Here is a 26,647-nt window from a genome sequence, read left to right as displayed (position 1 = left end):
CCCGACATCATTCGAGCATCACTTTGCCTCAGTAACCGCCGGTCTCGTCAACTCCCCCGAATGCACCGCAGGCGCAGCCATTGGCACGTCTGCTCAACTTGATGTGTTCTTCAGGCGGCGGTTCGAGACCAGTTTGGCATTGCTGAGTCGCTGTCGTGCGCGTGCCGCACCGACGCCTGTACCACCAACGCAGTGTTTCGCCACGCCGTGCCCGCACGGGCAACTCGACATCGCCGGCCTGACGGACTTCCCAGCGGGAAGGGCCTACCGGCATGTCTACCTTGCGCGTCCGCTGGACGATCGCGCCCGCAATTGCGCCACGACCTCTCATCAACTGCAACCGCTGCGGCGGCGTGAAACCCTATCGATGCGGCGAAAAATTCCGCGTCAACGCCAACGGCAAGCGCATCGACGTTTGGCTGATCTATCGTTGCGTCGATTGTGATAATTCCTGGAACCGCACGATCCTGGAGCGTTGCAACCGGCGCGACATCGAGCCGGCGCTGCTTGCGACGTTCGAAGACAACGATCCGGCGCTGGTGCGACGCCATGCGTTTGATGCCGTGGCGCTCAAGGGCCGGATCAGCCGTATCGAGGAATTTCCCGACGTCACAGTCCGAAAAGAATTGCCGGACGGCAGGCCGGCAAGTGCGACGGCACTTTCGCTTGAGCTTCGGCTCGACGCCGTGACGTCCCTGCGGCTGGATCGCCTGCTTGCCGGCGAGCTCGGCCTTTCGCGATCAAGGCTTCAAGCCCTGGACGAACGAAGGCGACTGACCGTCGAACCTGACGGCGCCAGGGCCTTGCGCAAGCCAGTTCGCGATGGCTTGGCGTTGCACATCGATCTGAACGGCGAGGCTGACTGCAACAATATCCTGTCGGCCGCGTGCCGCTAAAACGAAAAGAGGGAGCCGACGCCCCCTCATTGAACCCATGGCTGACAGCTTACGCCGCGCCCATAACCTTGGCGGCCTTCTCGGAACGCTTGCGCTCGTTCGGGTCGAGATAAAGCTTGCGGAGCCGGATGGTCTTCGGCGTCACCTCGACCAGCTCGTCGTCCTGGATCCAGGCCAGCGCCCGCTCCAGCGTCATGCGGATCGGCGGCGTCAGCTTCACCGCTTCGTCCTTGCCGGCGGCGCGGATGTTGGTGAGCTTCTTGCCCTTGAGCACGTTCACTTCGAGGTCGTTGTCTCTGGAGTGGATGCCGATGATCATGCCCTGATAGACCTTGACGCCCGGATCGATGATCATCGGGCCGCGGTCTTCGAGGTTCCACATGGCGTAAGCGACCGACTCGCCCTGCTCGTTGGAGATCAGCACGCCATTGGTGCGGCCGGGCAGCTCGCCCTTATAGGGCTCATAAGCGAAGAACAGCCGGTTCATCACGGCGGTGCCGCGCGTGTCGGTCAACAGCTCCGACTGGTAGCCGATCAGGCCGCGTGTCGGCGCATGGAAGACAAGGCGCTGGCGGTTGCCGCCGGAAGGGCGCAGCTCGACCATCTCGGCCTTGCGCTCCGACATCTTCTGCACGACGACGCCGGCATGCTCCTCGTCGACATCGACGACGACTTCCTCGACCGGCTCCAGCAGCTGGCCGTCCTCGCCCTTCTGCATGACGACGCGCGGACGCGACACGGCAAGCTCGAAACCCTCGCGGCGCATCGTCTCGATCAGCACCGCGAGCTGCAATTCGCCGCGGCCGGACACGAAGAAGGAGTCCTTCTCCGCCGATTCCTCGATCTTCAGCGCGACATTGCCCTCGGCCTCGCGCAGCAGGCGGTCGCGGATGACCCGGCTGGTCACCTTGTCGCCCTCGGTGCCGGCAAGCGGGCTGTCATTGACGAGGAAGGACATGGTGACCGTCGGCGGGTCGATCGGTTGCGCATGCAGCGGCTCGCTCACCGCCGGATCGCAGAAAGTATCGGCGACGGTGCCTTTCGACAGGCCGGCGATGGCTACGATGTCGCCTGCCTGGGCTTCGTCGATCGGCTGGCGCTCGAGGCCCCGGAAGGCGAGGATTTTCGAGATGCGGCCGGTCTCGATCTGCGTGCCGTCATGGTGCAGCACCTTGACAGCCTGGTTGGCCTTCAGCGTGCCGGACTCGATGCGGCCGGTGATGATGCGGCCGAGGAAGGGGTCGGCCTCGAGGATGGTGCCGATCATGCGGAACGGGCCGGGATGGACCGTCGGCGCCGGCACATGCTTGACGACGAGATCGAATAGCGGCGCGAGACCCTGGTCTTTCGGGCCTTCCGGATTTTCAGAGACCCAGCCGTCGCGGCCCGAACCGTAGAGGATCGGGAAATCGAGCTGCTCGTCGGTGGCGTCGAGCGCGGCGAAGAGGTCGAACACCTCGTTGACCACTTCGATATGCCGGGCGTCCGGGCGGTCGATCTTGTTGATGACGACGATCGGGCGCAGGCCCACTTTCAGCGCCTTGCCGACGACGAATTTGGTCTGCGGCATCGGGCCTTCGGCGGCGTCGACGAGCACGATCGCCGAATCCACCATCGACAGGATGCGCTCGACCTCGCCGCCGAAATCGGCGTGCCCGGGCGTGTCGACGATGTTGATGCGGGTGCCGTGCCAGTCGACCGAGGTAGCCTTGGCCAGGATGGTGATGCCGCGCTCTTTTTCGAGGTCGTTGGAATCCATGGCGCGTTCGGCGACGCGCTGGTTGTCGCGGAAGGCGCCGGACTGTTTCAGGAGCTGGTCGACAAGCGTGGTTTTGCCATGGTCGACGTGCGCGATGATCGCGATATTGCGGAGGTTCATTTTGTCTGGTCTCGGGAACGTTGCAGGCAGCAGGCTTAAGAAGCGCCGCCTTTTTCGGTTGCGCGGCTCATACAGGGTTTTTCGCAATTGCGAAAGGGGAGGCCCGGCCCCAAATACATGGTCACTGATTCTTAAACGTCTTGGTGTGAAATGATTCTGTTAACCAAGGCGGAACCTTTGAGGGGCCGGGCAGTTCGATGTTCATGAGCGATCAGATGTCCAGATTGCGTCCGGTTTTTGCGTGGGCGGCGCTTGGGTTGCTGCTTGCGGCCGGTGTTGCGCAGTCGGCGACGGCTCTGCGAGAGAGCAGTTCCATCCAGCCGCCCGATCCCAGGACCGCGCAGCAGATGTTCGCCGACGCCCCTGACGGCGTCGACCCGATCGTCACCGGCCCGGTCAGCGCCGCCTTCAAGCAGCGCCAGAAGGACGCCAATTGCGACACCGCGGTATGGCCCAACGTTCCACGGGCTTGCTATCCGGATTGATCGTCGCGCAGCAATCCTCAAGCGTAGCATTCCGGCACACCCCCCTCTGGCCTTCCGGACATCTCCCCCGCAAGGGGTTAGATGTCGCGTCGGCTTTGCCAATCCCCAGCGCTGACGAGCGGTAGCGTCGAAGCTGCCAATCTCCCCCCTTGCGGGGGAGATGTCCGGCAGGACAGAGGGGGGGTGCCTCGCGCCGACCCTTACGCGGACAGCACCGGATCCAACGTCACCTTGTAAAGCTCGTTGTCGTCGCGATCCATCAGCCGCACGGTCAACTGCTCCGTCGCGCCGGAAATGTCGACCAGCCCGAAAAACTGCAGGCCGGCCGACGGCGGCAGGTTCTGGCCCTGCTCGGTAGTCGGCGCCTTGATGAATTTCAGCTCCGGCCCGAAGGTCATGTCGAGGTCGTTGGGTCCGAACGTGCCAGCATGGATCGGGCCGGAGACGAATTCCCAGAACGGGTTGAAATCCTGGAACTGCGCCTTGTCGGGGTTGTAGTAATGCGCCGCCGTGTAATGCACGTCGGCGGTGAGCCACACCGTGTTGGTGATGCCGGCATTCTTGATGAAGCGCAGCACGTCGGCGAATTCGAGCTCGCGGCCCTTCGGCTTGCCGTTGTCGTTGTTCGACACCGCTTCGAAGCCGACCTTCTTCGCCGCGTCGTCCCAGACGACCAGGCTGAGCGGCATGTCGGCGGCGATAATCTTCCAGGTCGCCCTGGAATTGGCCAGCTCGCGCTTCAGCCACTTGGACTGCTCCTCGCCGATCATGCGCGACTTCGGCGTCAGCGTTTCGTCCAGATTGGCGCCGTTGGGGCCGCGATAGGAGCGCATGTCGAGGAAAAACACGTCGAGCAGCGGCCCGTGTGAGATCTTGCGGTAGACGCGGCCCGGCTCGGCCGGCTCGTAGCGGATGGTGGTCATCTCATGGAAGGCGCGCGCGGCGCGTGCCGCCAGCACATGGATGGATTTCTCTTTGTAGCGGTCGTCCTTGCTGAGATCCTTCGAGTCCGACCAGTTGTTCAGCACCTCGTGGTCGTCCCACTGGTAGAAGGTCGGGCAGATGGCGGAGAGGGCAAGCACGTGCTTGTCCATCATGTTGTACTTCCACTGGTCGCGGTATTCGTCCAGCGTCTCGGCAACTTTGCGCTTGCCGTCGAGCATGACGACGTTCTTCCACTTGCCGCCGCCGGGCAGGTCGACCTCGTCCTTCAACGCGCCGTCGGCATAGATCGTGTCGCCCGAATGCAGGAAGAAGTCCGGCGTGTGCTTGGCGATGGTCGAGTAGGTCTTCATGCCGGTCTCGTCGATGCCCCAACCCTGGCCGGCGGTGTCGCCCGACCAGGCGAAGCGCACGTCGCGCTTGGACGACGGCGCCGTGCGGAAGCGGCCGACGATCGGCTCTGAGACGGCATTGATGTCGGAAAGATCGGCGGCAGTCATGCGGTAGAAGATGTCCTGGTCCGAGGCGAGATCGGTGAGCAGCCGCTTCACCGTATGGTCGTTGGCCGGCGAAGTATCGAGCGCAGCCAGCCGCGTGGCATTGGCGAAGCTTTCAGTAGTCGACACTTCATACATCACGCGCGCCGGGCGGTCGGTACGGGTCCAGACCATGCCGGAGGTCGCATCGACATCGCCGGACTGGACGCCATGCGTGAAGGTCGGGCGTTGGCTGGCGCGCGAGTAATAGGGCAAGGCCAGACCGGAGGCGCCGAGAAGACCGGCAGCACTTGCGGACGTGACGAAGGCGCGGCGAGTCAATGAGAGCTTGTTCATGGCTGTCTCCGGATGGCGTTGAACGGGACCGCCAAGCTCTCGCCTCAATGTTTCAGGCGCATATCGGAACCATGAAGTTTTGATAACAGTCGACAAAACTGCTGATCCCCCCTCGTGGGGAGATTGGCAGCTTAGACCATCTGCGGCTCCGGCTCGAAGGCCGGCTTGCTCGTGTTGATCAAGAGCGAAATACAAGCCGCCGCGATGCCGGTCATGCCCGCAATCAGGAACGCCAGCTCGTAATTGCCCTGCAGCTCGCGCATCGTCCCGCCGAAGGCGGCGGCCGCCGCCGCGCCTATCTGGTGGCCGGCGACGATCCAGCCGAACACGATCGGCCCGCTGCGATCGCCGAAGGCTTCGTTGGCAAGCCTGAGCGTCGGCGGCACGGTGGCGATCCAGTCGAGCCCGTAGAGCACGGCGAAGATGATCAGGCTGGTCGCCGAGAAGCCGGAATAGGGCAGGTAAATCAGCGACAAGCCGCGCACCGCATAATAGACGCCGAGCAGCTTGCGCGGATCGAAACGGTCGGTGAGCCAGCCGGACAGCGTCGTGCCGATCAGGTCGAAAATGCCCATCATGGACAAAAGGCCAGCCGCCTGCACCTCGCCGATGCCCATATCGCCACAGAAGGCGATGAGATGCGTGCCAACGAGGCCGTTGGTGGTGAAGCCGCAGACGAAGAAGGTGGCAAAGAGATACCAGAACACCCGTGTGCCCGCCGCGCGGCGCAGCGTGTTCACCGTATGCGCCAGGAAATTGCCCTGCGAGGCAGGCGATACCGGGGGCACGTCCTTGGCATCTGCGCCGAAGCGCACCTGGCCGATCGAGGCGGGGCGCTCCGGCACCAGCAGATAGACGAACGGTATCAGCGCCGCGGTGGCGACGGCGACCGCAATCGCCACGGGCTGCCAGCCGCCGGCCTGCGCCAGCGCAGCGATCACCGGCAGGAACACCAGCATGCCGGTGGCGCTGGAGGCCGACATCAGGCCCATCACCAGGCCGCGATTGGTCTTGAACCAGCGGTTGACGATCGTGGCGCCGAGCACGCTCGCCACCGCGCCGGAGCCGATACCGGAAAAGATGCCCCAGGTGATGAAAAGATGCCAGGGCTGCGTCATGAACAGGCTGAGCGCGGTAGATCCCGACATCACCAGCAGCGCGCCGAGCAGCGTGCGTCGCAGGCCGATGCGCTCCATCAGCGCTGCCGCGAACGGCCCTGTCAGACCGTAGAGCAGGATGCCGATGCTGGCGGCCCAGGACGTCACGTCGCGGTGCCAGCCGAAGCTTTTCTCCAGCGGCACCATCATCACCGAGGGTGCGGAGCGAAGCCCGGCCGCGATCAGCAGGCAGAGGAAAATGACGGCAACGACGACGAATGCGTAGCGCTGGCCAAACGGACGGGACTGGGCTATCATGTTACTGACCGGTACGTTGCAATGCGATGGCGTCATACATACGTACCGGTCAGTAACATTGTCAAGCGAGTTGTTTGCATGCCGTCGGACAATAAAATTGACGCCTCGTTGAACGCGGCCCCCGCCCCGAAGGCGGCGGACAAGATCCTCGACGTGGCGCGCGACCTTTTTTATCGCGAAGGTATCAGGGCGATCGGCGTCGACGAGATCGTCAGGCGCGCCGGCGTCACAAAGCCCAGCCTCTATCGCAGCTTCCCGTCCAAGGATGAGCTTGCCGCCTCCTATCTGCGCAAATACGACCTCGAATTCTGGGAACGCTTCGAGGAGGCCGTCCATGCGCATCCAGGCGATCCGCGTGCCCAGATCATCGCTTTCCTGACCCGCGTCGGCAAACGCACGCAGAAACCGGATTACCGCGGCTGCGGCATGACCAACGCTGCGGTGGAATATCCCGAGCGCGGCCATCCCGCGCGCGTGGTGAGCGAGAACAACAAAGTGGAATTGCGCCGGCGCTTGCGCGCCATTGCCGCCGCGATGGGCGCCGCCGATTCCGACACGCTGGGCGACGGCCTGCTGCTGCTCATCGAAGGCGCCTATATCAGCGGCCAGCTCTTTGGCTCGGGCGGCCCGGCGGCGGCGGTTGCCCGCAACGCCGACCTCCTGATCGAAGCCAGCTTGAAGAAATAGCGGACGGCGTTACGCTTCCGGCAACTCGAAACGGAGTTGCCACCGATGCGTGCCCTTCTGATCCCGCTTGCCCTTGCCGGTTTCTGCCAGGCGGCCCAGGCCGGCGATATCTCCAGCGCCTACACCGATCTCGATTCGAAGAAGGATTGCGTGACGTATGCGCAGGCCGCGGAAGGCGACGGCGACTGGGCGAGCCTGGTCTGCTCCGGCTATCGCGGCTACCCAGTGCTGATCGGCTACGACGACGCGCGCGAATCCGTCTATTACGGCTTTCCATCCGACGACATGACCGCGGTCTGGGAGAGCTTCACCGCTTTCAACGGCTCGGGCCCGAAAGTGGAATGGCGCATCGAGACCAATGGCGACGTCGCCATCCCCTTCGCCGCCATTCATCGCCGCTCCGTCAGCGACCCCGAGGACGACAAGAAGCAGATCGAGGTCCTGGTCGTCGCGAAGGTGGCGCAACCGGAAGAACATCAGGGCTGCACGATCGGCCTGGTTCTGGCCACCGGGAACGCGCAGGCCAACGACCAGGCGCGCACGCTCGCCGACGAGAAGGCCAAGACCTTCGTCTGCGGCAAGGACAGGCGCGAAGTGATCGGCGACGTGCCGCCCTTCGGCCGCGTGGACAACTAACCGGGCCGCGGCTTCGTCAGCCCTCGCCGGCTTCCAGATGCCGGCTAAGCATCAGCCGCAATTCCTCAAGCACGCCGTCGCGCAGGCGCCTCTCGCCGATCAAAGTCAGCGGGATGCGCATCAATTGCGGCACGATCACCGCCAGCCTTTCGGCCTGGCCTGGCGGCAGCGGCGGATCGGCCGCGGCGAACAGCGTCGCGATCTGGTTGCGTCGGCGGCCGCGTATGGCGCGCCGCCAGCCATCGTCGCCCGGCAGGTCGAGCAGCGCCGAATAGGCCGGATGCCCGGCCATGAAGGCGCCAAGCCGGGCAAACAACCGGTCGGCGATTTCCGCCGCGCTCATCCCTTGCGTGCGGTCACGCAGGTCGTCGAGCTCGGCCGAAAGCGCCTCGGCATTCTGGGCGAGGATCGCCTGCGCCATCGCCTGCTTGGTTGGGAAGAACAGATAGAGCGTGCCGATGGCCGCGCCCGCCTTGGCGGCGATCTCGGTCATCGTCGTTGCATCGAAACCCTTTTCAACGAACAGATCCGAGGCCGCCGCCATCAGTGCGGCGACGCGGTCGCGGCCTCTTTTTTGCTGCGGCGCGCGCGGCTGCGGCACAGTTGCGCTTGATTTTTCCGAGGCCATCCTCATATTCCAAACCTGAGACTATCCTCATATATAGCCTGCCGGCCCTCGACGCGCCAGCAGCGCAGGATTCGAACGCCATGACCAGACAGGACCGCCCACGGAGCCACAAATGGATGGTTCTGAGCAACACCACGCTCGGCATGCTTGCCGCTGCAATCAATGGCTCGATCCTGTTGATCAGCCTTCCGGCTGTGTTTCGCGGCATCGGCCTCAAGGCGCTCGACCCCGGCAACATCAATTACCTGCTCTGGGCAATCATCGGCTACATGATCGCCACCGCCGTGCTCGTGGTCGCCTTCGGCCGGCTGGGCGACCAGTTCGGCCGGGCGAAGATGTATAATCTGGGCTTCGCCATCTTCACGGCCGCCTCCATCGCGCTCAGCCTTCTGCCTGGACAAGGCGATTTCGCCGCCATGTATCTCATCGGCGTGCGCATCATCCAGGGCATCGGCGGCGCGCTGATCATGGCCAATTCCACGGCACTGCTTACCGACGCCTTTCCCGAGAACGAACGCGGCTTCGCCCTCGGCATCAATGTCGTGGCGGCGATCGGCGGCCAGTTCATCGGTCTTTTGATCGGCGGGCTGCTCGCCGACACCGACTGGCGGCTGGTGTTCTGGATCAACGTGCCCTTCGGCCTCGTCGGCACCATCTGGGCGTATCTGAAGCTGCACGACGCGCCGAACCGCTCCAGCCACACGATCGACTGGCTGGGCAATATCAGCTTTGGCCTTGGCCTGGTCATGATCCTCACCGCCATCACCTATGGCCTGCAGCCCTATGGCGACCAGGTGATGGCCTGGACCAGCCCGAAAGTGCTGACGCTGTTTGCCATCGGCGTCGTCTCGCTGATCGCTTTCGTCGCGATCGAGAGCCGCGTCGCCAAGCCGATGCTCGACCTGTCGCTGTTTCGTATTCCGGGCTTTGCCTATGGCAACATCGCCAACCTCGCCTCCGGCATCGCCCGCGGCGGCCTGCAATTCATGCTGATCGTCTGGCTGCAAGGCATCTGGCTGCCGCTGCACGGCTATTCGTTCGAGCAGACGCCGCTGTGGTCGGCGATCTTCATGCTGCCGCTCACCGTCGGCTTCCTGCTCGCCGGACCTGTCTCGGGCTATTTCTCCGACCGCGTCGGCGGCGTGCCCTTCGCCGTCGGCGGCATGGTCGCGGGTGCGGTCAGCTTCGTCGCGCTGATGGCGCTGCCGGCCGACTTCTCCTACACGGCGTTCGCCGGACTCTTGTTCCTCAACGGCCTCGGCTCCGGCCTGTTCGTGGCGCCGAACTCGACGCAGATCATGAATTCGGTGCCGGCGCGCGAACGCGGCCAGGCCTCCGGCATGCGCGCCACCACCACCAATGCCGGCCAGGTGCTGTCGATCGGCCTGTTCTTTAGCCTGATGCTGGCCGGCCTTGCTGCCAGCCTGCCGGCGACGATGGAGGCCGGCCTTCTGGCGCAACATGTGCCGGAGGCGATCGCGCACCAGGTCGCCAACATGCCTCCGGTCGCCAGCCTGTTCGCCGCCTTCCTCGGCTACAACCCGATGGGCGAGCTGATCCCGGCCGACGTGCTCCATGCCCTGCCGTCCGCGAACGCCGCGACATTGACCGGCAACCAATTCTTTCCCGAGCTGATGTCGGGACCGTTCAAGCACGGGCTGGTCTTCGCCTTCACCTTCTCGGCGATCCTCTATCTGGTCGCCGCCTTCGCTTCCTGGCGTGGCGGCCGCGGCGCCGAAGCGGAAATGCCGGAGAGCCTGGCGACCGAGGCCGCAGGCGGGAGCTGACCCGACATCCATTAGGCCAACGCCGGATCGGGTTCCCATTCGCGGGCCGGCCTAGTAAACCCGTGCTCCGATTGCAACCGGCCTCGGGAGGTTCCGCTTGTCCAGTTCTGTCAGCGTCGCGAACGAGAACGGCGTGGCGGTGGTCACTATCGACAACCCGCCGGTCAATGCGCTGAGCTTTCACGTCCGCAAGCCGCTGTATGAGGCGCTCGCCGCTTCGCGCGACGATCCTGCCATCAAGGCGATCGTCATTGCCTGTGCCGGGCGCACTTTCGTCGCCGGCGCCGACATCACCGAATTCGGCAAGCCGGTCCAGCAGCCGGAACTGCGCGCCATCATCGCCTTGCTAGAAACCATCGCCAAACCAACGGTCGCCGCCATCCATGGCACGGCGCTGGGTGGCGGGCTGGAACTGGCATTGGGCTGCCATTTTCGCGTTGCGGATGCCGGTGCAAAACTCGGCCTGCCGGAGGTGAGGCTCGGCCTTTTGCCGGGCGGCGGCGGCACGGTGCGCCTGCCACGCCTCGTGGGCGCCGCCAAAGCGCTCGGCATGATCGTTTCAGGAACGCCGGTTTCGGCCGGCGAGGCGAAGGCGGCGGGACTTGCCGACGCGGTCATCGAGGGCGATCTGCTGGCCGAGGCGATCCGTTTCGCTGCCGAAATGGCCGGTCGGGGCGGCCCGTTCGTGCCGGTGCGTGACCGCAACGACCGCCTTGCCGAGACCGATCTTGCTGCTTTCGACCGCCAGGCGGCCGATCTGGCCAAAAAAGCGCGCGGTCTTGAAGCGCCGATTGCCTGCGCGCGGGCCGTGCGCAACGCGATCACTTTGCCTTTCGGCGCAGCACTTGCCGCCGAACGGCAGCTTTTCCAAAAACTCGTTTCCGGCGATCAGTCGCGCGCGCAGCGGCATCTGTTCTTCGCCGAACGGGAAGCGGCGAAGGTGCCCGGCAAGGATCTCAAGAAGCGCCGGATCGAACGCGTCGGCATCATCGGCGCCGGCACGATGGGCGGCGGCATCGCCATGGCCTTTGCCAATGGCGGTCTCCCGGTGACTTTGCTCGAGACCGGCGAGGAGGCGCTGCGGCGCGGCCTGGCGACGATCGAGAAGAACTATTCCGTCTCCGTCAGCCGCGACTCGCTGAGCGAAGAGGCCAAGCAGAAGCGGCTCAGCCTGTTCAAGGGCAGCACCGACTATGCCAACCTTGCCGATTGCGATTTGATCATCGAGGCCGTGTTCGAGGACATGGCGGTCAAGAAGGAGGTGTTCGGCAAAGTCGACGCCATCGCCGGGCCCGGCGCCGTTCTCGCCACCAACACCTCCTATCTCGACGTCAACGAAATCGCTGCCTCGACCTCGCGGCCACAAGACGTGCTAGGGATGCATTTCTTTTCGCCGGCAAATGTCATGAAGCTCCTGGAGATCGTGCGGGCCGAAAAGACCGCACCGGAGGTGCTGGCGACGGTCGCCGATCTCGCCCGGCGCATCGGCAAGGTGGCGGTCGTCGTCGGCGTCTGCCACGGCTTCGTCGGCAACCGCATGCTGGCCGCGCGCGGCGCGGAAAACGAGGCGCTGCTGCTGGAAGGCGCCACACCTGCTCAGGTGGACAAGGCCTTCACCGATTTCGGCTGGCCGATGGGGCCGTTCCAGATGGGGGACCTAGCCGGCCTCGACATCGGCTGGCGCAACCGCAAGTCGCGCGGCCTCACCGCGGTGATTGCCGATACGCTGTGCGAGCAGGGCCATTTCGGCCAGAAGACCGGAAGCGGGTGGTATCGCTATGAGAGCGGCGCGCGAGAGCCGGTCGCGGATCCGGAGGTCGAGGCGCTGATCCGCGCCAAGGCGGCGGAGCTTGGCATTGCCCGGCGCGAGATCGGCGCCGACGAGATCATAGAGCGCACGCTTTATCCGCTGGTCAACGAAGGCGCGAAGATCCTCGACGAAGGCATCGCCGCGCGGGCGTCCGATATCGACGTCGTCTGGGTCAACGGCTACGGCTTCCCGATTGGCAAGGGCGGACCGATGTTCTGGGCGGGGCTTGAAGGAGCGGGCAAGATCGTCGAGCGGTTGGAGCACTGGCATGGGCGAACGGGATGGGCGATTTTTGAGCCAGCGCCGGTGCTGAAAAGGTTTGCCGAGACGGGGGCTTGGGAAGCCCTGTAAAGGGCTCAAGGTCGAGTTCCTTCGCGCCCCCCTCTGGCCTGCCGGCCATCTCCCCCCCTTGTGGGCCCTTGTGAGGGAGATAGCCGGCAGGCCAGAGGGGGGCGCTGTCCCGCCAGCGCTTCCGGCTTCGCACTATCCCTATCCACCAAATTTGACCATGTGGACAAATCTCAGGCGCCGTTCCATAGTCCTGCGCGTCTGACATTTTTGGAACGGCCGGCTCGACACGGCTGTCGAACAGAGGGGCACTTAAATGGAAAACGACCATAGCAAAACGCGACGCGCCGGCCTGTCGCGGCGCAACGTGCTGGAACTCGGCGCGCTCGGCCTCGCGGCTACCGTGCTGCCCGGCGCGGCCTTCGCCAAGGACAAGAAGCTGAAGGTGGCGGCGATCTTCGCAACGCCGATCGAGGAGCCGTGGGACAATCAGGTTCATGTCGCCTTGCTGAAGGCGCAAAAGGAATTGGGCATCGATTATAAATGGTCGGAAAAGGTGCAGACCGCCGACTTCAGCCGCGTCATGCGCGAATATGCGCAAGGCGGCTATGAACTGGTGTTGGGCGACGCGTTCGCCGCGGAGCGCGAATCGCGCCGCACCGCCAAGCAATTCCCGAAGACAGCTTTCCTGTTCGGCTCCGGCGCCGGCCCGGCCGAACCCAATTTCGGTGTTTTCGACAACTGGATCCACGAGCCCGCTTATCTCTCCGGCATGATCGCCGGCAAGATGTCGAAGTCAGGCACGGTCGGCGCCGTCGCGGCCATGGGCATTCCGGAAGTGAACCGGCTGGTCAATGCGTTCTTCGCCGGCGCCAAGGAGGTCAACCCGAACGTCAAGAAGAAGGTCTCCTTCATCGGCTCTTTCTTCGACCCGCCCAAGGCCAAGGAAGCGGCCGTGGCGCAGATCGATGCCGGCGTCGACGTCATCTACGCCGAGCGGTTCGGCGTCATCGAGGCGGCGGTGGAAAAGAAGATCTACGCCATCTCCAACATGTCCGACCAGTCGAGCCTCGGGCCTGATACGGTCATCACCGGGCCGGTGTGGGACATGTACCCGACGGTCGAGCAGGCGATCAAGCTGGTCAAGGCCGGCGTCTTCACCGCGCAGGACTACGGCGACTTCTCGCGCATGGCCAAGGGCGGCTCTTATCTCGCGCCCTACCACAAATTCGACAAGACGCTGCCGGCGGAAGTCAAGGACCTGGTCGAGAAGAAGAAGGCCGAGATCCTCGAAGGCAATTTCCGCGTCGACGTCGACGAGAACACACCGGTTTCGGATTGACGCCTTATTGAGGGGGTGGCGCGAGGCCTCCTCTCTGTCCTGCCGGACATCTTCCCGCTTAAGCGGGAAGATTGGCAGTTCCGTCAACGGCGCTCGATCTTTTCAACGTTGAAAGTTGGCGAAGGCCGCCGTGACATCTGATTTCCCCCTTGAGGGGAGATTGGCCGGCAGGCCAGAGGGGGTGCAGCGCTGCCCTCGGCGGGTTAGAGCAATTCCAGGAAAAGTGTGAGCGGTTTTCCGTCCGGAATTGCGTAAAAACAAACAGATAGAGCGGTTCGCCGTTTCCGTTAAACGGTGAAACGCTCTAGCCGAATCGCAAGTCAGGAGTTCCCTTGTCCGCCCCACTCATCGAAATGCGCGGCATCACCAAGGTCTTCGGCGCCGTCAAGGCGAACGAGGGCGTCGACCTCAGCGTCGCTCCGGGCGAAATCCTTGGCCTGCTCGGTGAGAACGGCGCCGGCAAGACGACGCTGATGAACGTGCTGTTCGGCGCCTACGCGCCGGACACCGGCGAGATCCTGGTCGAGGGCAAGCCGGTGGCCATCCACAATTCCGCCGACGCGCTCACCGCCGGCATCGGCATGGTGCACCAGCATTTCCACCTCGCACCGCGCCTCACGGTGCTGGAAAACCTCCTGATCGGCATTCCCGGCAAGTCCGGCCGTATCGACCGTACGCGCGGGCTCGCCCGGCTCGCCGAGATCGGCCGGCAGTATGGGCTGAGCCTCGATCCGAACCTGCCGGTATCGGCACTGTCGGTCGGCGAGCAGCAGCGGCTGGAGATCATCAAGGCGCTGTTTCGCGGCGCGAAGCTTTTGATCCTCGACGAGCCGACCGCCGTGCTGGCGCCCTCGGAGGTCGATGGGCTGTTCGCCGCCTTGCGCTCGATGGCGGCCCAGGGGCTCGGCATCATCTTCATCTCGCATAAGCTCAACGAGGTTCGGGCGCTCACCCATCGCTGCGTCGTCCTGCGCCACGGCAAGGTCGCGGGCCGCGTCGACCATCCGGCAGAAACCACATCGTCGGAAATGGCGAGACTGATGTGCGGCCACGAGATCGTGCCGCCTGTCAAGGAGGCTTCGACGCCCGGCGCTGCCATGCTGACGCTCGACGGCATCTCCACAGCCGGCCATGCCGGCACGCTGCTGCGCGAGGTTTCGCTCTTCGTCCGTGCGGGCGAGATCCTCGGCATCGCCGGCGTCTCCGGCAACGGCCAGCGGGCGCTGGCCGATGTGATCTCGGGCATGCTGCCGCCCAAGGCCGGCACGATGACCATAGCCGGCAAAACGGTCGCGCAATTCTCCCCACGCGACCTGCAGGCGCTCGGCCTCGGCCGCATTCCGGAGGACCGGATGACGACCGGCCTGGTGACCAACCTGCCTTTGGCCGATTCCATGGTGCTGCCGCGCATCGGCACCGAAGCCTTCAGCCGCAAGGGCTTGCTCAACCCGGCCGCTATCCGCGCCTTCGCCGAAGAACAGATCAAGGCCTATGACATTCGCTGCCCCGGTCCGATGGTGCGCGCCGGCGCGCTGTCCGGCGGCAATCTGCAGAAGGCGCTGCTGGCGCGCGAGCTCGCCTTCGATCCCAAGGTGCTGATCGTCTCGCAGCCGACGCGCGGCCTCGACATCGGCGCTGCCCGCTTCATTCACGAGAAATTCCTCGCCATGCGCGCCAAGGGCCGCGGCATCATCGTCATCGGCGAGGATCTCGAGGAATTGCTGATGCTCTCGGATCGCATCGCGGTGATGTATGAGGGCCGCATCGCAGGCACGCTTCCCAGCGCGGACGCCACCATCGCGAGGCTCGGCCTGATGATGACCGGCGCCGGGCACAGCGAGGAGGCGGCCTGATGTTTCGCCTCGAAGCCCGCACGTCGACGCCCGCCTGGTTCAACCTGGCCCTCCCGCTCGTCGCGATCGCCGTGACGCTGGTGCTCTGCAGTGGACTGATCGCCGTAGCTGGTGCCGGAGTGGTCGAAGCCTATGGCGTTATGCTCTCGGCCTCGCTCGGCGACAGCTACGCCATCACCGAGACGCTGGTGCGCGCCGCGCCGATGATCTTCACCGGCCTCGCCGTGGCGATCGCCTTCCGCGCCAAATTCTGGAACATCGGCGCCGAGGGCCAGCTGCTCGCCGGTGCCGTGGCCAGCTGCTTCGTCGGCACGATCCCGATGCCGGGCTATCTCGCCATGCTGTTGATGGCGCTGGTCGGTGCGGCCGCCGGCGCGCTCGTCGCGCTGGTGCCGGCGACGCTGAGGGTCAAGTTCAAGGTCGATGACGTGGTCAGCTCGCTGCTGCTCAACTCGGTCATCTATTACGCGTTGATGGCGCTGATCGAAGGGCCGTGGAAGGACACCTTCTCCGGCTACCCGATCTCGCCCCCGATCGAGGATTCCGCCAATTTGCCGGTGCTGATAGAAGGCACAAGGCTGCATCTCGGCGTCGTCGTGGCGTTGATCGCGGCACCCCTCTGCTGGTTCCTGATTGCGCGCACCACGCTCGGCTTCCGCATCCGCGTCACCGGCGAGAATCCGGAAGCCGCCCGCTATGGCGGCATCAACGTGCAGCGCGTGCTGCTCTCGACCGCGCTGCTGTCGGGTGCGCTCGCCGGACTCGCCGGCGTCGGCGAGGTCGGCGGCGTGCACTTCCAGGTGATGAGCGACATCTCGCCGGGCTACGGCTATTCCGGTATCGTCGTCGCGATGCTCGCCAGGCTCAACCCGCTCGGCGTGGTGCCCGCGGCGGTCTTCCTGGCCGCCGTCATGACCGGCGCCGAGGCGATGTCGCGCGCCACCGGCGTGCCGGCTTTCCTGAGCGACGTCATTCAGGGCACGGCGCTGCTTGCCATGCTGGTGGCGCTGCTCTTCACCGCCTACCGCATCCGCCGGGTGGGAGCGCAAACATGAGCGCGGTGTTCGAGCAGATTTTTCAGGTCGGCTTCCTTGCCGCCATCATCCGCATCGCCACGCCGCTCGCTTTCGCGACGCTCGGCGAAATGTTTTCCGAACGTGCCGGCGTGCTCAATCTCGGCATCGAAGGCATCATGCTGCTGTCGGCCATGGCGGGCTTCACCGCCGCGAGCCTGAGCGGCAGCCTGTGGCTGGGGGTGCTGGTGGCCGTGCTGGTCGGCGCGTTGATGGGCGCGTTGCACGCGCTGTTCACCGTCGCGCTCGGGCTAAGCCAACATGTCTGCGGCATCGGCGTGACCTTGTTCTCATCGGGCCTCGCCTACTTCCTCTACCGGCTGATCTTCGGCCAGCAATCGGTGCCGCCGAGCATCGACGGCTTCAAGCCGGCGCCGATCCCGCTGCTTGCCGACATTCCGGTGCTTGGCCCAGCGGTGTTCAACCAGTTCACGCTCGTCTATCTGGCGATCATCGCCGTCCCGCTCGCCGCCTTCGTGCTCTACCGCACGCCATGGGGGCTCTCGGTGCGCATGGTCGGCGAAAATCCGCGCGCCGCGGATTCCGCCGGCGTCAGCGTCATCGACACACGCTTCCAGGCAGTGATCCTCGGCGGCGCGCTGATGGGTCTTGCCGGCGCTTTCCTCACCATGGCGCAGTTCAACGCCTTCACCTTCGGCGTCGTCTCCGGCCGCGGCTGGGTGGCGATCGCGCTGGTCGTGTTCGGCCGCTGGGATCCGTGGCGTTCGGCTGGCGCCGCACTGCTCTTCGCCTTCGTCGACGCGCTGCAGCTCAGGATGCAAGCCAGCGGACTCGGCCACATCCCCTACGAAGCCTTCCTGATGCTGCCCTTCATCTTCACCATCGTCGCCATGGCCGTCATGTCGCGCAACGCGGTGGCGCCCTCGGCGCTGCTGAAGCCGTTCCGAAGGGAGGAGCGGTAGGACGCGGATTTTCCTCGCCCCCGCAAAGCGGGGGAGAGGTGGCCGCGAAGCGGCCGGAGAGGGGGCTGCGCCGACGGGTCAAATGGTTGCTTTTCGGCGCCGCGTTTGCGCCAAATCCTCAGCCGGTTCTGACTTCACGCAGGGCGTCGCCTCTCCGTCTCGGCTTCGCCGAGCCACCTCTCCCCATTTTCGTGGAGCGAGCAAGAGAACTCAGATCGCCGTGAACGCGTTGTCGACAAACAAATGCGCGCCGTTGACGAAGCTCGATTCGTCGCTGGCCAAAAACAGCGCCGCCTTCGCCACTTCTTCCGGCTCGCCGATGCGGCCTTGCTGCGCGGCGATCGCCGCGTCCGAGACATCGACGCCGAGCTTGCCGAGATCGGCCACTTCGCGCAGGCCGTGCGGCGTGCGGATGAAGCCGGGGCAGACGGCGTTGCAGCGGATATTGCGGTCGCGGAACTCCACAGCGATGGCCCGCGCAAACATGTGGCAGGCGCCCTTGGTGGTGTCGTAGAGCACTTCGTTCGGCGTCGCCGCCACCGCCGAGATCGACGAGGTGCAGACGATCGAGCCGCCGCCTGCGGCGATCATGCCGGGCAGCACCGCGCGGGTCATCAGGAACATCGAGCGGACGTTGACGGCATGCAGCCAGTCCCACTCCTGCAGCGTCGTCTCCAGGAAGGGCTTGATGACGATCGTGCCGGCGTGGTTGAACAGCACCGTGACCGGACCGAGCTTCGCCGTCGCCGCTTTTACCGCCGCCTCTACCTGCGCCTCGTCCGAAACATCGGCCACGAAATGCTCCGCCACATGGCCCCGCGCCCGGATCGCCGCGGCGGTCTTGCCGGCCGCCTCGCCGTTGCGGTCGATGATCGCCACCTTGGCGCCTTCGGCGGCAAACAGCTCCGACGCCGCCCCGCCCATGCCCGTCGCGCCGCCCGAAACGATGGCGACCTTGCCCGCCAGCCTTCCACCCATTTTGCTTCTCCCTGATCCTGCGAGATTTTGATGCTATCCCGCCGGGCGGGGAATAGCCAAGCGCTTGAACGAGCTCGTTTGCCGCTGAAAAGCTCGCGGTTCCAGGCATTTGCCGGGCCGCCCTTCCTCGCTTCGCCGGGATATTGCGTCGCGCCGGAGCATGAATTACCTGAATTGCGCTCCCTTTGAGAACATTAATCCAAAATCTCTGAAAAATAGCAATCGACAAAGTCTACTAACTTTATAGATTAAGACCTGAGACGGAGGCCGATATGTCCTATATCCAGAACGCTCAGACCGCCCGCAAGGGACAGAGGCTGACAGCCGACCAGAGCTGGAGGCCCGCCTATGCCGGTACCTTCGCCTATCTCGTCTTCGCGCTCGCCTTCGTGTTCACCGGCGCGGTGGTGCTGGGGCTGATCCCCTGATCCAAGGCGGGCCGAGGCCCGCTGTCAAACAATCTGAGTTGAGTACCGGAGTGGAAAACTGGCCGAGCGCCGGGGCGTCGTTGCGCGTCCGCGCCTTGGATTTGGTTCAAAAGGCTTTGGAGCCGGGCAAGCCGACGTGATGAAGGAGATGGCAATGCCGATCGAGTTCACGCATGTTCCAGGCAAGCCTGCCAATGGCAGCTTCTTCTACGATTTCGCCGAAACGGCGACCAAATTGTCGCTGATCGAGGACGCGGGTTTCCGCAAGCTGGTGGTGGACGATCCGGCCGGCCTGCTTACCAATATGGACATCGCCGCGCAGACGCTCGACCGCACCGGCTCGCTCGAAGTCGTGCTGACGCATTGGGCCGGCGTGATCGAGCCGACGGTGGCGGCAAGGCAGCTCGCGGCGCTCGACCGCCGCGGCGGCGGCCGCCTGTCGCTTCGCATGCTGAGCGAGCCGCTGGAGGACAGCGATGCCGAGGCGCGGCCGGTCGGCCACGGCGTCGTATGGCAGCGCATCGACGAATATCTGGTGCTGTTGAAGCGCCTGTGGTCGAACGACACGCCCTTCGACCATGAAGGCGCCTTCTACAGCGTTCGAGGCGGCTTCGTGCCGCGCAAGGGCCCGCATGGCGCCGATCTCGTCATCCGGCTCGGCGGCCAATCCGGCACCGCGCTGAAGGTCGCCGGCAAGCATGCCGATGTCTTCGAGCTGGCCGCCGGCTCGCCGGACGAGGCGAGACAATTGATGGAGCGTGCACGCGGCGCCGCGGCGGAACATGGCCGCGGCGGCAGGCTTCGCTTCGCGCTGCCGGTCCGCATCCACCCGGACGGTTGGACGGGCACCCCGGATCACAAGGCGGTCGAGATCGCCGGACAGCCGGCGCGGATTGCCGTGGCGCTTTTGCCCTATGCCGCGCTCGGCATCGAGGAGTTCATGATCGGAGGCATCGACCGTCCGGGCGAGATCGCCCGCATCGGGCGCGAAACCATCACGCTGCTCGCGAATTCGCTGGCGCGCCGCGAGGCGGAGGTTCCGCAACCGGGTGCGTTTGCCACATCCCCTTTTGCGGAACATCGTATAGGTTGAAGTCACGGCGTGCCGGAGTACTCCAGGCCGTCCATAACATAATCCGCGAACAGGAAGTCGCGGATGCCGGCGATCCGGCCGTCCTCCCAATCGATGAGGATGAAATAGCGCGGCGGCCCGTCCGGACGTTCCGGGCTGGTGACCAGGATGGCCGGCCGGCCTTCGACGAGTCCGGTCGTGAAATGCCAATGCGTTTCGTCGGCATAGCGGCCGAAATAATTGCCGATATACTCCTTGCCGTCCGCGCGCAGGCGATTGACCAGCTCCAGCTTGACGTCCTCGGCCAGCAGTCCGCGCAGGGCATCGAAGTCCCTGGCGTTGAAGGCGGCCACATAGTCGCCGAGGCGCCGCATGTCCTGCCGGTCGAGCGCCGGGCGGGGCGATGCCAAACGCGGCGAGGCCGCCAGCTTGCGCAGGGTTTCGCGGCCCCGCTGCAACGCGCCCTTGATCGCCGTGTCCGAAGTTTCGAGGATTTCGCCGATCTCCTCCAGGCTGTTTCCGAGCACATCCTTCAGCACGACCGCGCACCGTTGCGCCGGCGGCAATTGCATCAGCTCGGCAAGGCTCGCCTCGGCGGCGATGCGCGCGTCCAGCGCCGAATTCTCGTCGGCGATAATATCGAGCTCGACCTCGCCTTCGTGCCCCCGCAAGCGGGCGCGCTTGCGCAGGAAATCGAGGGCCGCGTTATGCGCGATGCGGAACAGCCAGGGTTCGGTCTTGTCGGGCATGTCGCCATTCCTGATCGCCACGAAGCCTTTGGCCAAGGCTTCCTGCACGATGTCTTCGCCATCGATGACCGATCCGACCATACGCGACGCGTAGCGGTGCAGCCTGGCCCTCAGGCCGGCGGCCTCGCGCTCGAAGGCGCGAAGCCTGGTTTCGGTCGCCGCAACGCCCTGATCCTGCGAACCGGTCACGCAACCTCCTAGTTTTCAACACCGCCCGTATGGGAATAGGCGGTGTGGCCCATCATGCTCTCGCCGGCGGCCAGCTCGACGATGCTCTTCATGTAATCGGCGAAGCGGGGATCGGCGCGGAAGGCCGCGATGTCGTCGGCCGAGCGCCATTGCGAGATGTTGGCGACCTTGCTGCCGTCGCCGCCGACGACCACGGATGACGACAGCGAGCCCGGTTGCTTGCTGAAGAAGTTCCTCGTTCCCTCGGCAAGTGTCCTGGCGAGTTCCTGCTGCTTGCCCGGCCTGGCGGTGAAGACATTGATCAGGGTCACTGTGGTCGACATGGCTTGGCTCCGTTTGTCCTGATGGCGGAGGCCGTCGCGGCTCTCCCACCTGTTACGACCCTCAAGACGAAGCCGGAACCGAAAACGGAACGGTGGGGTGAAAAAAATTTCGATGGAACCACAAAATCCTCAGCGCGCCGCGCTCGCGATCTGCCGCAAAGCGGCGATGACGGCCTCCGAATCCGCCAACGCGCCGAAGACGCCGTCCTCGACCGTCACCATATGCAGCGCGGCTTCATGCGCATATTGGTCGCCGCTGGCGCAGGCGTCCGAAATCGTCAGGCACTGGAAGTTGCGGTCGCAGGCCTCGCGCAAGGTGGTGTGCACGCACACATCCGTCGTGCAGCCGGTGAACAGAAGGTGCGTTATGTCCTGCCCACGCAAAACGAGCTCCAGGTCCGTATAAGTGAAGGCACTGTTGCAGGTCTTGTCGATGATGATGTCCTGCAGCGCCACGTCGATGTCGGCGGAGATCTGGAAGCCCGGGCCGGAGCGCAACAGGACATCGGTGCCGTCGAGGCTCGCCCGCTTGCGCCGCCATTTTTCGTAAGGCGTCATGTCGGCCATGTCGGCGCGGTAGCCCTGCCTGGTGTGGATGATGGTGAGCCCGGCGGCGCGTGCCGCGCCAATCAGCCGGTTGACCGCCGGCAGGATGGCTCGCAGCGGCGAAGGATCGTAGCCCTTCCTGGCGAAGTAGCCGGTCGGCGACAGGAAATCCTCCTGCAGGTCGATCACCAGCAGCGCCGTATGCTGCGGTTCCAACCTGCCGTCATAAGGAAAGTCGAAGGGTGTCGCCTTGATCATCGGTCGCCTGCTTTCGAGCAATTCCAGAAAAGTGCATAGCGGCTTTCCGTCCGGAATTGCGCGCAAAACTAAAACTTGGTTGCTCCCTGCGCATCGTGCCCGGCAATCGAGCTGCGGTCCAGGCCCGCGGCGTACCCAAGCGGGCATCGGCGCATCGTAAATTGTTGAGCCACATAGTCATCTTTATAGTTGACTCGCAATGTCATGTTTTATAGTCAACCGGCATAGCCGCTTGGCGTCTGCACGACATGCACAGCGGCCACCGCATTGCGATGATGAAGCGAGGACGAGTCTTGTCCTGGAACGGTCTTTTCGCGGCGCTGGCCGCGTCTCTCATTCTTTCCACCGGCATCGCCAAGACGCAGGAACAGCCGCCGGTCCAGGCGCCGGCGCAGCAGCCGGCGACACCCGCCGCGCATGCCCCGGCCGAACAGACTCCGCGAGCAACGGCCGCGCAGGCGCCCGCTGCCGCGCCAGCGGATCCGGCCATCCAGCCGGCTGCGAGCGGCGCCGCCGGCCAAGAGCCTTCCATCTCGCTGGCGCTGCCGCATGACCTGTCGCCCTGGGGCATGTTCATGAATGCCGACATCGTCGTGAAGGCGGTCATGGTCGGGCTGGCCTTCGCTTCCCTGGTCACCTGGACGATCTGGCTCGCCAAGTCGCTGGAGGTCTTGGGCGGCAAGCTGAAGGCCCGGCGCGCCGCCGATGCGATCGGCAATGCCGCGACGCTGATGCAGGCCGGCCGGGAGCTTGGCCACAGCGGCGGTCCAGGCGCGCTTCTGGTGCGGGCGGCGGAAGAAGAGCGGGCGCTGTCGGCCGGCGCGCTCGACCATGCCTCCGGCGACGGCCTGAAGGAACGCGTCGCCTCTCGGCTTTCGCGCATCGAGGCGGCGGCGGCCCGGCGCATGTCGCGCGGCACCGGCCTGCTCGCCACCATCGGCTCGACGGCGCCCTTCGTCGGCTTGTTCGGCACCGTGTGCGGCATCATGAATGCCTTCATCGGCATCTCGCAGGCGCAGACCACCAACCTCGCCGTGGTGGCGCCCGGCATCGCCGAGGCGCTGCTTGCGACCGCCATGGGCCTTGTCGCGGCCATCCCGGCTGTCGTCATCTACAACGTCTTCGCGCGTTCGATAGCCGGCTACAGGCAGATTCTCGCCGACGCCTCCGCCGGCGTCGAGCGGCTGGTCAGTCGCGACCTCGATTTCCGCACGGTGCCGCCGGCAACGGCGATGGCGGCGGAGTAGCGGCGATGGCGGCGCGCGTTCGCGAGACCTCCGGCGACGATCTCGAGGAAAGCCACGACATCAATGTCACGCCGTTCATCGACGTCATCCTGGTGCTTCTGATCATCTTCATGGTCGCAGCACCCCTCGCGACCGTCGACGTCAATGTCGACCTGCCCGGATCGACGGCGACACCGGCGCCGCGGCCGGAGACGCCTTTGTTCCTGACCCTGAAAAGCGATCTCACGCTGGCGATCGGCAATGAGAGCGTGCCGCGCCCGGCCTTTGCCGGGGTGCTCGACAGCCGCACCAAGGGCGACAAGCAGACGCGCATCTTCCTGCGCGCCGACAAGACGGTCGGCTATGGCGACCTGATGGAAGTGATGAACCTTTTGCGCCGCGCCGGCTATCTCAAGGTCGCGCTGGTGGGGCTCGAAACTGTGTCGGGCAGTGCTGGCGGACCGGCCGAGGCTGGAACTCCGGCAACTGGTGCAAACTCGGCGCCGGCCCCGGATGGCGGTTCGGCGCCATGACGGCCGCCGCTCTCTCCCGCATGTCCCGGCCGCGCTTCGGCGCCCGTGAGGCTGGCGTGTGGACGAGCGCGGCCGCGATCATCCTGGCCGCGCATGTGGCGGTCGCCTATGCGGTGCAGAATTTGAGTTTCGCCGAGATGCCCGATGGCGGTCCGCCACCGGCGCTGGCGATCGAGATGACACCGCTGACCGTCGCGCCCGCCATGCCGAAAGAGACGGCGATGCTGGACACGCTGACACCGGAGCCGCCCGATGCGGAGGACACGGAGAAGCCCGTCGAGGTACAACCGGTCACCGATCCCGCACCGGCGGTGGAGCAGGCCGAGCCCGTAACCGAACAGCCATCCGATGCCGACGACGAGCAAAAGGCTGAGCAGGCCGCGCCGGCGGAACAGGCCGTTGCGGCGCTGAGCGAGCAAAAGCCGCTGGACGAGATCGTGCCCGACCCGGTCGAGGCGATCGCGCCCGATGTCGTCATTCCGCTGCCGCAGCCGAAACCTGTGGAAGCCGAGGTGAAGGCGCAAAAGCCGATCGACCCCAGCAAGAAGGCCGAGAAGAAACCCGCCGAAAAGCCGAAAGAACGGGTGAAGAAGGAAAAGGCGCCCCCACCCAAGGCGACGACCGCCGCCAGCATCGACGCCAAGGCTGCGGCGAAGGCGGCCGCGCCACAGTCCTCGAACGCGGCGCCGCGCTCGAGTGTCGGCCCATCGCGCTGGAATTCCAGCCTGGCGGCGTGGATCAGGCGGCACACGCGCTATCCGAGCGCGGCGCGCTCCAGGCGGGCCGAGGGCACGCCGAGCGTGACCTTCACGGTCGATACGTCCGGCAGGGTGGTCTCGGCGCGGCTGGCGCGATCCTCGGGCGACGGCGATCTCGACCGCGCGGCCCTCGCTGCCTTGCAGGGCGCCTCGGTGCCCGCGCCTCCAGCCGAGCTCGGCGCGCGCGTCACCCGCACCGCACCCTTCGTGTTTAGCTTGCGCGATTAGTTCCCAGCTCGGGAAAATTTCTGCCGGACAGTCTGCAGCCCACTCAAACTTTCAGGCTTGACTGATGGACGGTACGGAATAGGGTAGCCTGCGAAATACCGGCTTTGGTCGCCGGGCGGCAAGAATGCCTCGTATGCCTCGCCCATCCGGCGCTGGCTGCGAGGCTTTTTCATTTTCTGGGGCCTCGCGTGAAGCGACGTATCGAGATCGGCATCCTCTATTCCCGCTCGGGCAGCTATCAGCTCGTCTCCGATGCCTGCCGGCTGGGCGCGATGCGGGCGATCGCCGACATCAACGCCGACCGCGCGCAGACGATCGAGCTCGTTCCGGTCGAGCGCGATCCGCAAAGCAACGCCGACCGCTACGCGACGCTCTGCGAGGACATATTCCGCACCAGCGGCGCCCGCCATGTCGTCGGCTGCATCACCTCCTGGAGCCGTAAGGAGACGATTCCCGTGCTGGAGAAGGCGGGCGGCATGCTCTGGTATGCCTGCCCGTATGAAGGCTTCGAGGCGAACGAGCATGTCGTCTACATGCACGCCTGCCCTAACCAGCATCTGGTGCCGCTGATGGCCCATGTCGCGCCGCGCTTCGGCGCCAACGGCTTCCTGCTCGGCTCGAACTACATATGGGGCTGGGAAATGAACCGCGTCGCGCGCGACCTGATCGCCGACACCGGCGGCAAGGTGCTCGGCGAACGCTATCTGCGCATCGGCGAGACCGATGTTTCGCGCTTGATCGGGGAAATCCGCGTCACGCGGCCGAATTTCATCTTGAACAACCTGATCGGCACTTCGTCCTATGCCTTCCTCTCCGCCTATCGCGAGCTGGGACGCGAAGATGCCGCCTTCAAGCCTGATGCCTGCCCGGTGATCTCCTGCAATCTCACCGAGGCCGAACTGTCGGCGATCGGCGAAACAGGCAAGGGCCATTTGTCGGCCGGGCCGTATTTCGCGCCGCGCCCGGCCGCCTTCGCCTCGTCCTTCGAGGCGTCCGCCTATGCCTCGGTGCAGGTGATGGCGGACGTGCTTTCCGGCAACCCGGACGCCGGTCCGGCGGAATTCTCGAAAGCCTTCGCCGAGCGCCGCTTCGCGACCCGCCTCGGGCCGATCGCCATCGATCCGAACACCCAGCATGCGACGCTGCCGGTGCTCATCGGGCGCATTGCCGACGGCTTCTTCGAGGTGGTGAGCCGCGAAGAAGGGGTGGCGCCCGATCCCTATCTTTCGCGCTACGATCCGGCCAAGACCTTCGGCCGTCCGCGGCTCAGGGTGGTGTCGTGAGCCGCGCCGCGCGCATCCCCAATCTCGGCGGCGCCAAAGCCTTCGTGCTGCATCGTCCGCACCTGACGGTGCAGGCGATCACCAGGCAATTGTCGGCGATCGGCCTCGAAGCGGTCGAATGCTGGCCGCATCTGCCGGCGGAGGCGCTGGCGGCGGATTTCGTCTTCTTCGACGCCGACCTCGGCTTCGACGAGCAGTTCCCGTGGAAGCCCGGCGAGGCGCCGATGCCGCTGGTGGCGCTGATCGGCTCGGAAGCGCCGGGCCGCATCGAGTGGGCGCTGTCGCACAAGGCCGATGCGCAATTGCTGAAACCGGTGGGCACCGCCGGCGTCTATAGCGCGCTGCTCATCGCCAGGCAGAGTTTCGAAGCGCGCAAGCGGCTCGCCGGTGAGATCGAGTCGCTGCGCCAGCGGATCGGCGAACGCCAGACCATCGTGCGCGCGGTCGCGGCGCTGTCGAAAGGTGGCGACGACGACCGCGCTTACGCGCAGCTCAGGTCGCTGGCGATGAGCTGGCAGATCAGCGTCGAGGAAGCGGCTCGGCGCATCGTGGCGATGGCGCAAGCGGAGGACGGCGATGACCAATCCCATCGCGCCTGA

At 65.2% G+C, this 26,647-nt stretch carries 25 protein-coding genes; 17 read left to right on the top strand and 8 right to left on the bottom strand.

All coding sequences use genetic code 11. The features are described 5' to 3' along the window. The first annotated feature begins 272 nt into the window (after positions 1–272). A complete protein-coding gene (locus FJW06_RS20560) occupies positions 273–896 on the top strand; it encodes a DUF1062 domain-containing protein (RefSeq protein ID WP_140754026.1) in 624 nt (207 codons plus the stop codon). A 49-nt stretch (positions 897–945) separates the two neighbouring features. On the opposite strand, the gene typA is transcribed toward FJW06_RS20560, so the two are convergent. Beyond that, complete coding sequence (gene typA / locus FJW06_RS20555) at positions 946–2,775, bottom strand: translational GTPase TypA (protein ID WP_140754025.1); 1,830 nt, start codon at positions 2,773–2,775, stop codon at positions 946–948. Positions 2,776–2,990: 215 nt separating this feature from the next. On the opposite strand from typA, the gene FJW06_RS20550 reads away from it, so the two are divergent. Further along, positions 2,991–3,260 carry a hypothetical protein gene (locus FJW06_RS20550; protein WP_246674728.1) on the top strand — a complete coding sequence of 90 codons (270 nt, stop codon included), beginning with the start codon at positions 2,991–2,993 and terminating at the stop codon, positions 3,258–3,260. A 200-nt stretch (positions 3,261–3,460) separates the two neighbouring features. Here the strand turns inward: FJW06_RS20550 and FJW06_RS20545 are convergent, their stop codons facing one another. Both FJW06_RS20545 and FJW06_RS20540 read right to left on the bottom strand, forming a co-directional pair. Beyond that, on the bottom strand, positions 3,461–5,035 hold the full coding sequence (locus tag FJW06_RS20545) for an alkaline phosphatase (protein ID WP_140754023.1): 1,575 nt from the start codon (positions 5,033–5,035) through the stop codon (positions 3,461–3,463). Positions 5,036–5,166: 131 nt separating this feature from the next. Further along, positions 5,167–6,450 carry an MFS transporter gene (locus tag FJW06_RS20540; RefSeq protein ID WP_140754022.1) on the bottom strand — a complete coding sequence of 428 codons (1,284 nt, stop codon included), beginning with the start codon at positions 6,448–6,450 and terminating at the stop codon, positions 5,167–5,169. Positions 6,451–6,528: 78 nt separating this feature from the next. Here FJW06_RS20540 and FJW06_RS20535 point away from each other — a divergent pair, with 78 nt between their 5' ends. Both FJW06_RS20535 and FJW06_RS20530 read left to right on the top strand, forming a co-directional pair. Then, positions 6,529–7,137: a TetR/AcrR family transcriptional regulator gene (locus FJW06_RS20535; protein ID WP_140754021.1), complete on the top strand. Its 609-nt coding sequence runs from the start codon at positions 6,529–6,531 to the stop codon at positions 7,135–7,137. A gap of 45 nt (positions 7,138–7,182) precedes the next feature. Continuing rightward, on the top strand, positions 7,183–7,773 hold the full coding sequence (locus tag FJW06_RS20530; protein ID WP_140754020.1) for a hypothetical protein: 591 nt from the start codon (positions 7,183–7,185) through the stop codon (positions 7,771–7,773). A gap of 16 nt (positions 7,774–7,789) precedes the next feature. Here FJW06_RS20530 and FJW06_RS20525 read toward each other — a convergent pair whose 3' ends face one another. Beyond that, positions 7,790–8,401, bottom strand: coding sequence for a TetR/AcrR family transcriptional regulator (locus FJW06_RS20525; protein ID WP_181178469.1), 612 nt, complete (start codon positions 8,399–8,401; stop codon positions 7,790–7,792). An 80-nt stretch (positions 8,402–8,481) separates the two neighbouring features. On the opposite strand from FJW06_RS20525, the gene FJW06_RS20520 reads away from it, so the two are divergent. From FJW06_RS20520 to FJW06_RS20495, 6 genes are all read left to right on the top strand, one after another. Continuing rightward, positions 8,482–10,188, top strand: coding sequence for an MFS transporter (locus tag FJW06_RS20520; protein WP_140754018.1), 1,707 nt, complete (start codon positions 8,482–8,484; stop codon positions 10,186–10,188). 97 nt (positions 10,189–10,285) lie between these two features. Beyond that, positions 10,286–12,349, top strand: a complete 2,064-nt coding sequence (locus tag FJW06_RS20515; protein WP_140754017.1) for a 3-hydroxyacyl-CoA dehydrogenase NAD-binding domain-containing protein — start codon at positions 10,286–10,288, stop codon at positions 12,347–12,349. A 253-nt stretch (positions 12,350–12,602) separates the two neighbouring features. Next, the gene (locus FJW06_RS20510; RefSeq protein WP_140754016.1) at positions 12,603–13,628 is read left to right on the top strand and encodes a BMP family protein; all 1,026 of its coding nucleotides are present in this window, start codon (positions 12,603–12,605) and stop codon (positions 13,626–13,628) included. 332 nt (positions 13,629–13,960) lie between these two features. Next, a complete protein-coding gene (locus FJW06_RS20505; RefSeq protein ID WP_140754015.1) occupies positions 13,961–15,481 on the top strand; it encodes an ABC transporter ATP-binding protein in 1,521 nt (506 codons plus the stop codon). After that, on the top strand, positions 15,481–16,536 hold the full coding sequence (locus FJW06_RS20500) for an ABC transporter permease (RefSeq protein ID WP_140754014.1): 1,056 nt from the start codon (positions 15,481–15,483) through the stop codon (positions 16,534–16,536). The genes FJW06_RS20505 and FJW06_RS20500 overlap by 1 nt, the downstream gene beginning before the upstream one ends. Beyond that, complete coding sequence (locus FJW06_RS20495) at positions 16,533–17,477, top strand: ABC transporter permease (protein ID WP_140754013.1); 945 nt, start codon at positions 16,533–16,535, stop codon at positions 17,475–17,477. Before FJW06_RS20500 ends, FJW06_RS20495 begins: the two co-directional genes overlap by 4 nt. Positions 17,478–17,687: 210 nt before the next feature. Here FJW06_RS20495 and FJW06_RS20490 read toward each other — a convergent pair whose 3' ends face one another. Continuing rightward, positions 17,688–18,455 (bottom strand): SDR family oxidoreductase, encoded by a 768-nt coding sequence (locus tag FJW06_RS20490; protein WP_140754012.1) that lies wholly within the window; start codon positions 18,453–18,455, stop codon positions 17,688–17,690. 272 nt (positions 18,456–18,727) lie between these two features. Between FJW06_RS20490 and FJW06_RS20485 the strand changes: the two genes are divergently transcribed. After that, on the top strand, positions 18,728–18,883 hold the full coding sequence (locus tag FJW06_RS20485; RefSeq protein WP_140754011.1) for a hypothetical protein: 156 nt from the start codon (positions 18,728–18,730) through the stop codon (positions 18,881–18,883). 154 nt (positions 18,884–19,037) lie between these two features. Then, the gene (locus FJW06_RS20480) at positions 19,038–19,976 is read left to right on the top strand and encodes an LLM class flavin-dependent oxidoreductase (RefSeq protein WP_140754010.1); all 939 of its coding nucleotides are present in this window, start codon (positions 19,038–19,040) and stop codon (positions 19,974–19,976) included. 2 nt (positions 19,977–19,978) lie between these two features. Here the strand turns inward: FJW06_RS20480 and FJW06_RS20475 are convergent, their stop codons facing one another. The 3 genes from FJW06_RS20475 to FJW06_RS20465 all read right to left on the bottom strand — a co-directional run bounded on the left by FJW06_RS20475 (position 19,979) and on the right by FJW06_RS20465 (position 22,020). Continuing rightward, entirely contained in the window at positions 19,979–20,893 is a 915-nt protein-coding gene (locus FJW06_RS20475; RefSeq protein ID WP_246674726.1) for a sigma-70 family RNA polymerase sigma factor, read from the bottom strand. An 8-nt stretch (positions 20,894–20,901) separates the two neighbouring features. Then, positions 20,902–21,216 (bottom strand): antibiotic biosynthesis monooxygenase, encoded by a 315-nt coding sequence (locus FJW06_RS20470; protein WP_140754009.1) that lies wholly within the window; start codon positions 21,214–21,216, stop codon positions 20,902–20,904. Between the two features lie 129 nt (positions 21,217–21,345). Beyond that, complete coding sequence (locus FJW06_RS20465) at positions 21,346–22,020, bottom strand: isochorismatase family cysteine hydrolase (protein WP_140754008.1); 675 nt, start codon at positions 22,018–22,020, stop codon at positions 21,346–21,348. 293 nt (positions 22,021–22,313) lie between these two features. Between FJW06_RS20465 and exbB the strand changes: the two genes are divergently transcribed. The 5 genes from exbB (at position 22,314) to FJW06_RS20440 (ending at position 26,647) form a co-directional block, all read left to right on the top strand. Further along, positions 22,314–23,267, top strand: a complete 954-nt coding sequence (exbB, locus tag FJW06_RS20460) for a tonB-system energizer ExbB (RefSeq protein ID WP_140754007.1) — start codon at positions 22,314–22,316, stop codon at positions 23,265–23,267. A 5-nt stretch (positions 23,268–23,272) separates the two neighbouring features. Then, entirely contained in the window at positions 23,273–23,779 is a 507-nt protein-coding gene (exbD, locus tag FJW06_RS20455; RefSeq protein ID WP_140754006.1) for a TonB system transport protein ExbD, read from the top strand. Continuing rightward, on the top strand, positions 23,776–24,765 hold the full coding sequence (locus FJW06_RS20450) for an energy transducer TonB (protein WP_140754005.1): 990 nt from the start codon (positions 23,776–23,778) through the stop codon (positions 24,763–24,765). Before exbD ends, FJW06_RS20450 begins: the two co-directional genes overlap by 4 nt. A gap of 188 nt (positions 24,766–24,953) precedes the next feature. Further along, entirely contained in the window at positions 24,954–26,048 is a 1,095-nt protein-coding gene (locus FJW06_RS20445; RefSeq protein WP_140754004.1) for a transporter substrate-binding protein, read from the top strand. Then, the gene (locus FJW06_RS20440; protein ID WP_140754003.1) at positions 26,045–26,647 is read left to right on the top strand and encodes an ANTAR domain-containing protein; all 603 of its coding nucleotides are present in this window, start codon (positions 26,045–26,047) and stop codon (positions 26,645–26,647) included. The genes FJW06_RS20445 and FJW06_RS20440 overlap by 4 nt, the downstream gene beginning before the upstream one ends.

The sequence above is a fragment of the Mesorhizobium sp. B4-1-3 genome (assembly GCF_006439355.1).
GTDB lineage: Bacteria > Pseudomonadota > Alphaproteobacteria > Rhizobiales > Rhizobiaceae > Mesorhizobium.
This window is presented reverse-complemented; position numbering and strand designations above follow the sequence as displayed.

Excerpts from the sequence above, each read along its gene's own strand:
- FJW06_RS20535 (WP_140754021.1), top strand. The coding sequence starts at position 6,529 with ATGCCGTCGGACAATAAAATTGACGCCTCGTTGAACGCGGCCCCCGCC.
- FJW06_RS20480 (WP_140754010.1), top strand. The coding sequence starts at position 19,038 with ATGCCGATCGAGTTCACGCATGTTCCAGGCAAGCCTGCCAATGGCAGC.
- FJW06_RS20540 (WP_140754022.1), bottom strand. The coding sequence starts at position 6,450 with ATGATAGCCCAGTCCCGTCCGTTTGGCCAGCGCTACGCATTCGTCGTC.
- FJW06_RS20465 (WP_140754008.1), bottom strand. The coding sequence starts at position 22,020 with ATGATCAAGGCGACACCCTTCGACTTTCCTTATGACGGCAGGTTGGAA.
- FJW06_RS20470 (WP_140754009.1), bottom strand. The coding sequence starts at position 21,216 with ATGTCGACCACAGTGACCCTGATCAATGTCTTCACCGCCAGGCCGGGC.
- FJW06_RS20525 (WP_181178469.1), bottom strand. The coding sequence starts at position 8,401 with ATGGCCTCGGAAAAATCAAGCGCAACTGTGCCGCAGCCGCGCGCGCCG.
- FJW06_RS20510 (WP_140754016.1), top strand. The coding sequence starts at position 12,603 with ATGGAAAACGACCATAGCAAAACGCGACGCGCCGGCCTGTCGCGGCGC.
- FJW06_RS20500 (WP_140754014.1), top strand. The coding sequence starts at position 15,481 with ATGTTTCGCCTCGAAGCCCGCACGTCGACGCCCGCCTGGTTCAACCTG.
- FJW06_RS20450 (WP_140754005.1), top strand. The coding sequence starts at position 23,776 with ATGACGGCCGCCGCTCTCTCCCGCATGTCCCGGCCGCGCTTCGGCGCC.
- FJW06_RS20490 (WP_140754012.1), bottom strand. The coding sequence starts at position 18,455 with ATGGGTGGAAGGCTGGCGGGCAAGGTCGCCATCGTTTCGGGCGGCGCG.
- FJW06_RS20530 (WP_140754020.1), top strand. The coding sequence starts at position 7,183 with ATGCGTGCCCTTCTGATCCCGCTTGCCCTTGCCGGTTTCTGCCAGGCG.
- FJW06_RS20560 (WP_140754026.1), top strand. The coding sequence starts at position 273 with ATGTCTACCTTGCGCGTCCGCTGGACGATCGCGCCCGCAATTGCGCCA.
- FJW06_RS20520 (WP_140754018.1), top strand. The coding sequence starts at position 8,482 with ATGACCAGACAGGACCGCCCACGGAGCCACAAATGGATGGTTCTGAGC.
- FJW06_RS20545 (WP_140754023.1), bottom strand. The coding sequence starts at position 5,035 with ATGAACAAGCTCTCATTGACTCGCCGCGCCTTCGTCACGTCCGCAAGT.
- exbD (WP_140754006.1), top strand. The coding sequence starts at position 23,273 with ATGGCGGCGCGCGTTCGCGAGACCTCCGGCGACGATCTCGAGGAAAGC.
- FJW06_RS20495 (WP_140754013.1), top strand. The coding sequence starts at position 16,533 with ATGAGCGCGGTGTTCGAGCAGATTTTTCAGGTCGGCTTCCTTGCCGCC.
- FJW06_RS20485 (WP_140754011.1), top strand. The coding sequence starts at position 18,728 with ATGTCCTATATCCAGAACGCTCAGACCGCCCGCAAGGGACAGAGGCTG.
- FJW06_RS20550 (WP_246674728.1), top strand. The coding sequence starts at position 2,991 with ATGTCCAGATTGCGTCCGGTTTTTGCGTGGGCGGCGCTTGGGTTGCTG.
- typA (WP_140754025.1), bottom strand. The coding sequence starts at position 2,775 with ATGAACCTCCGCAATATCGCGATCATCGCGCACGTCGACCATGGCAAA.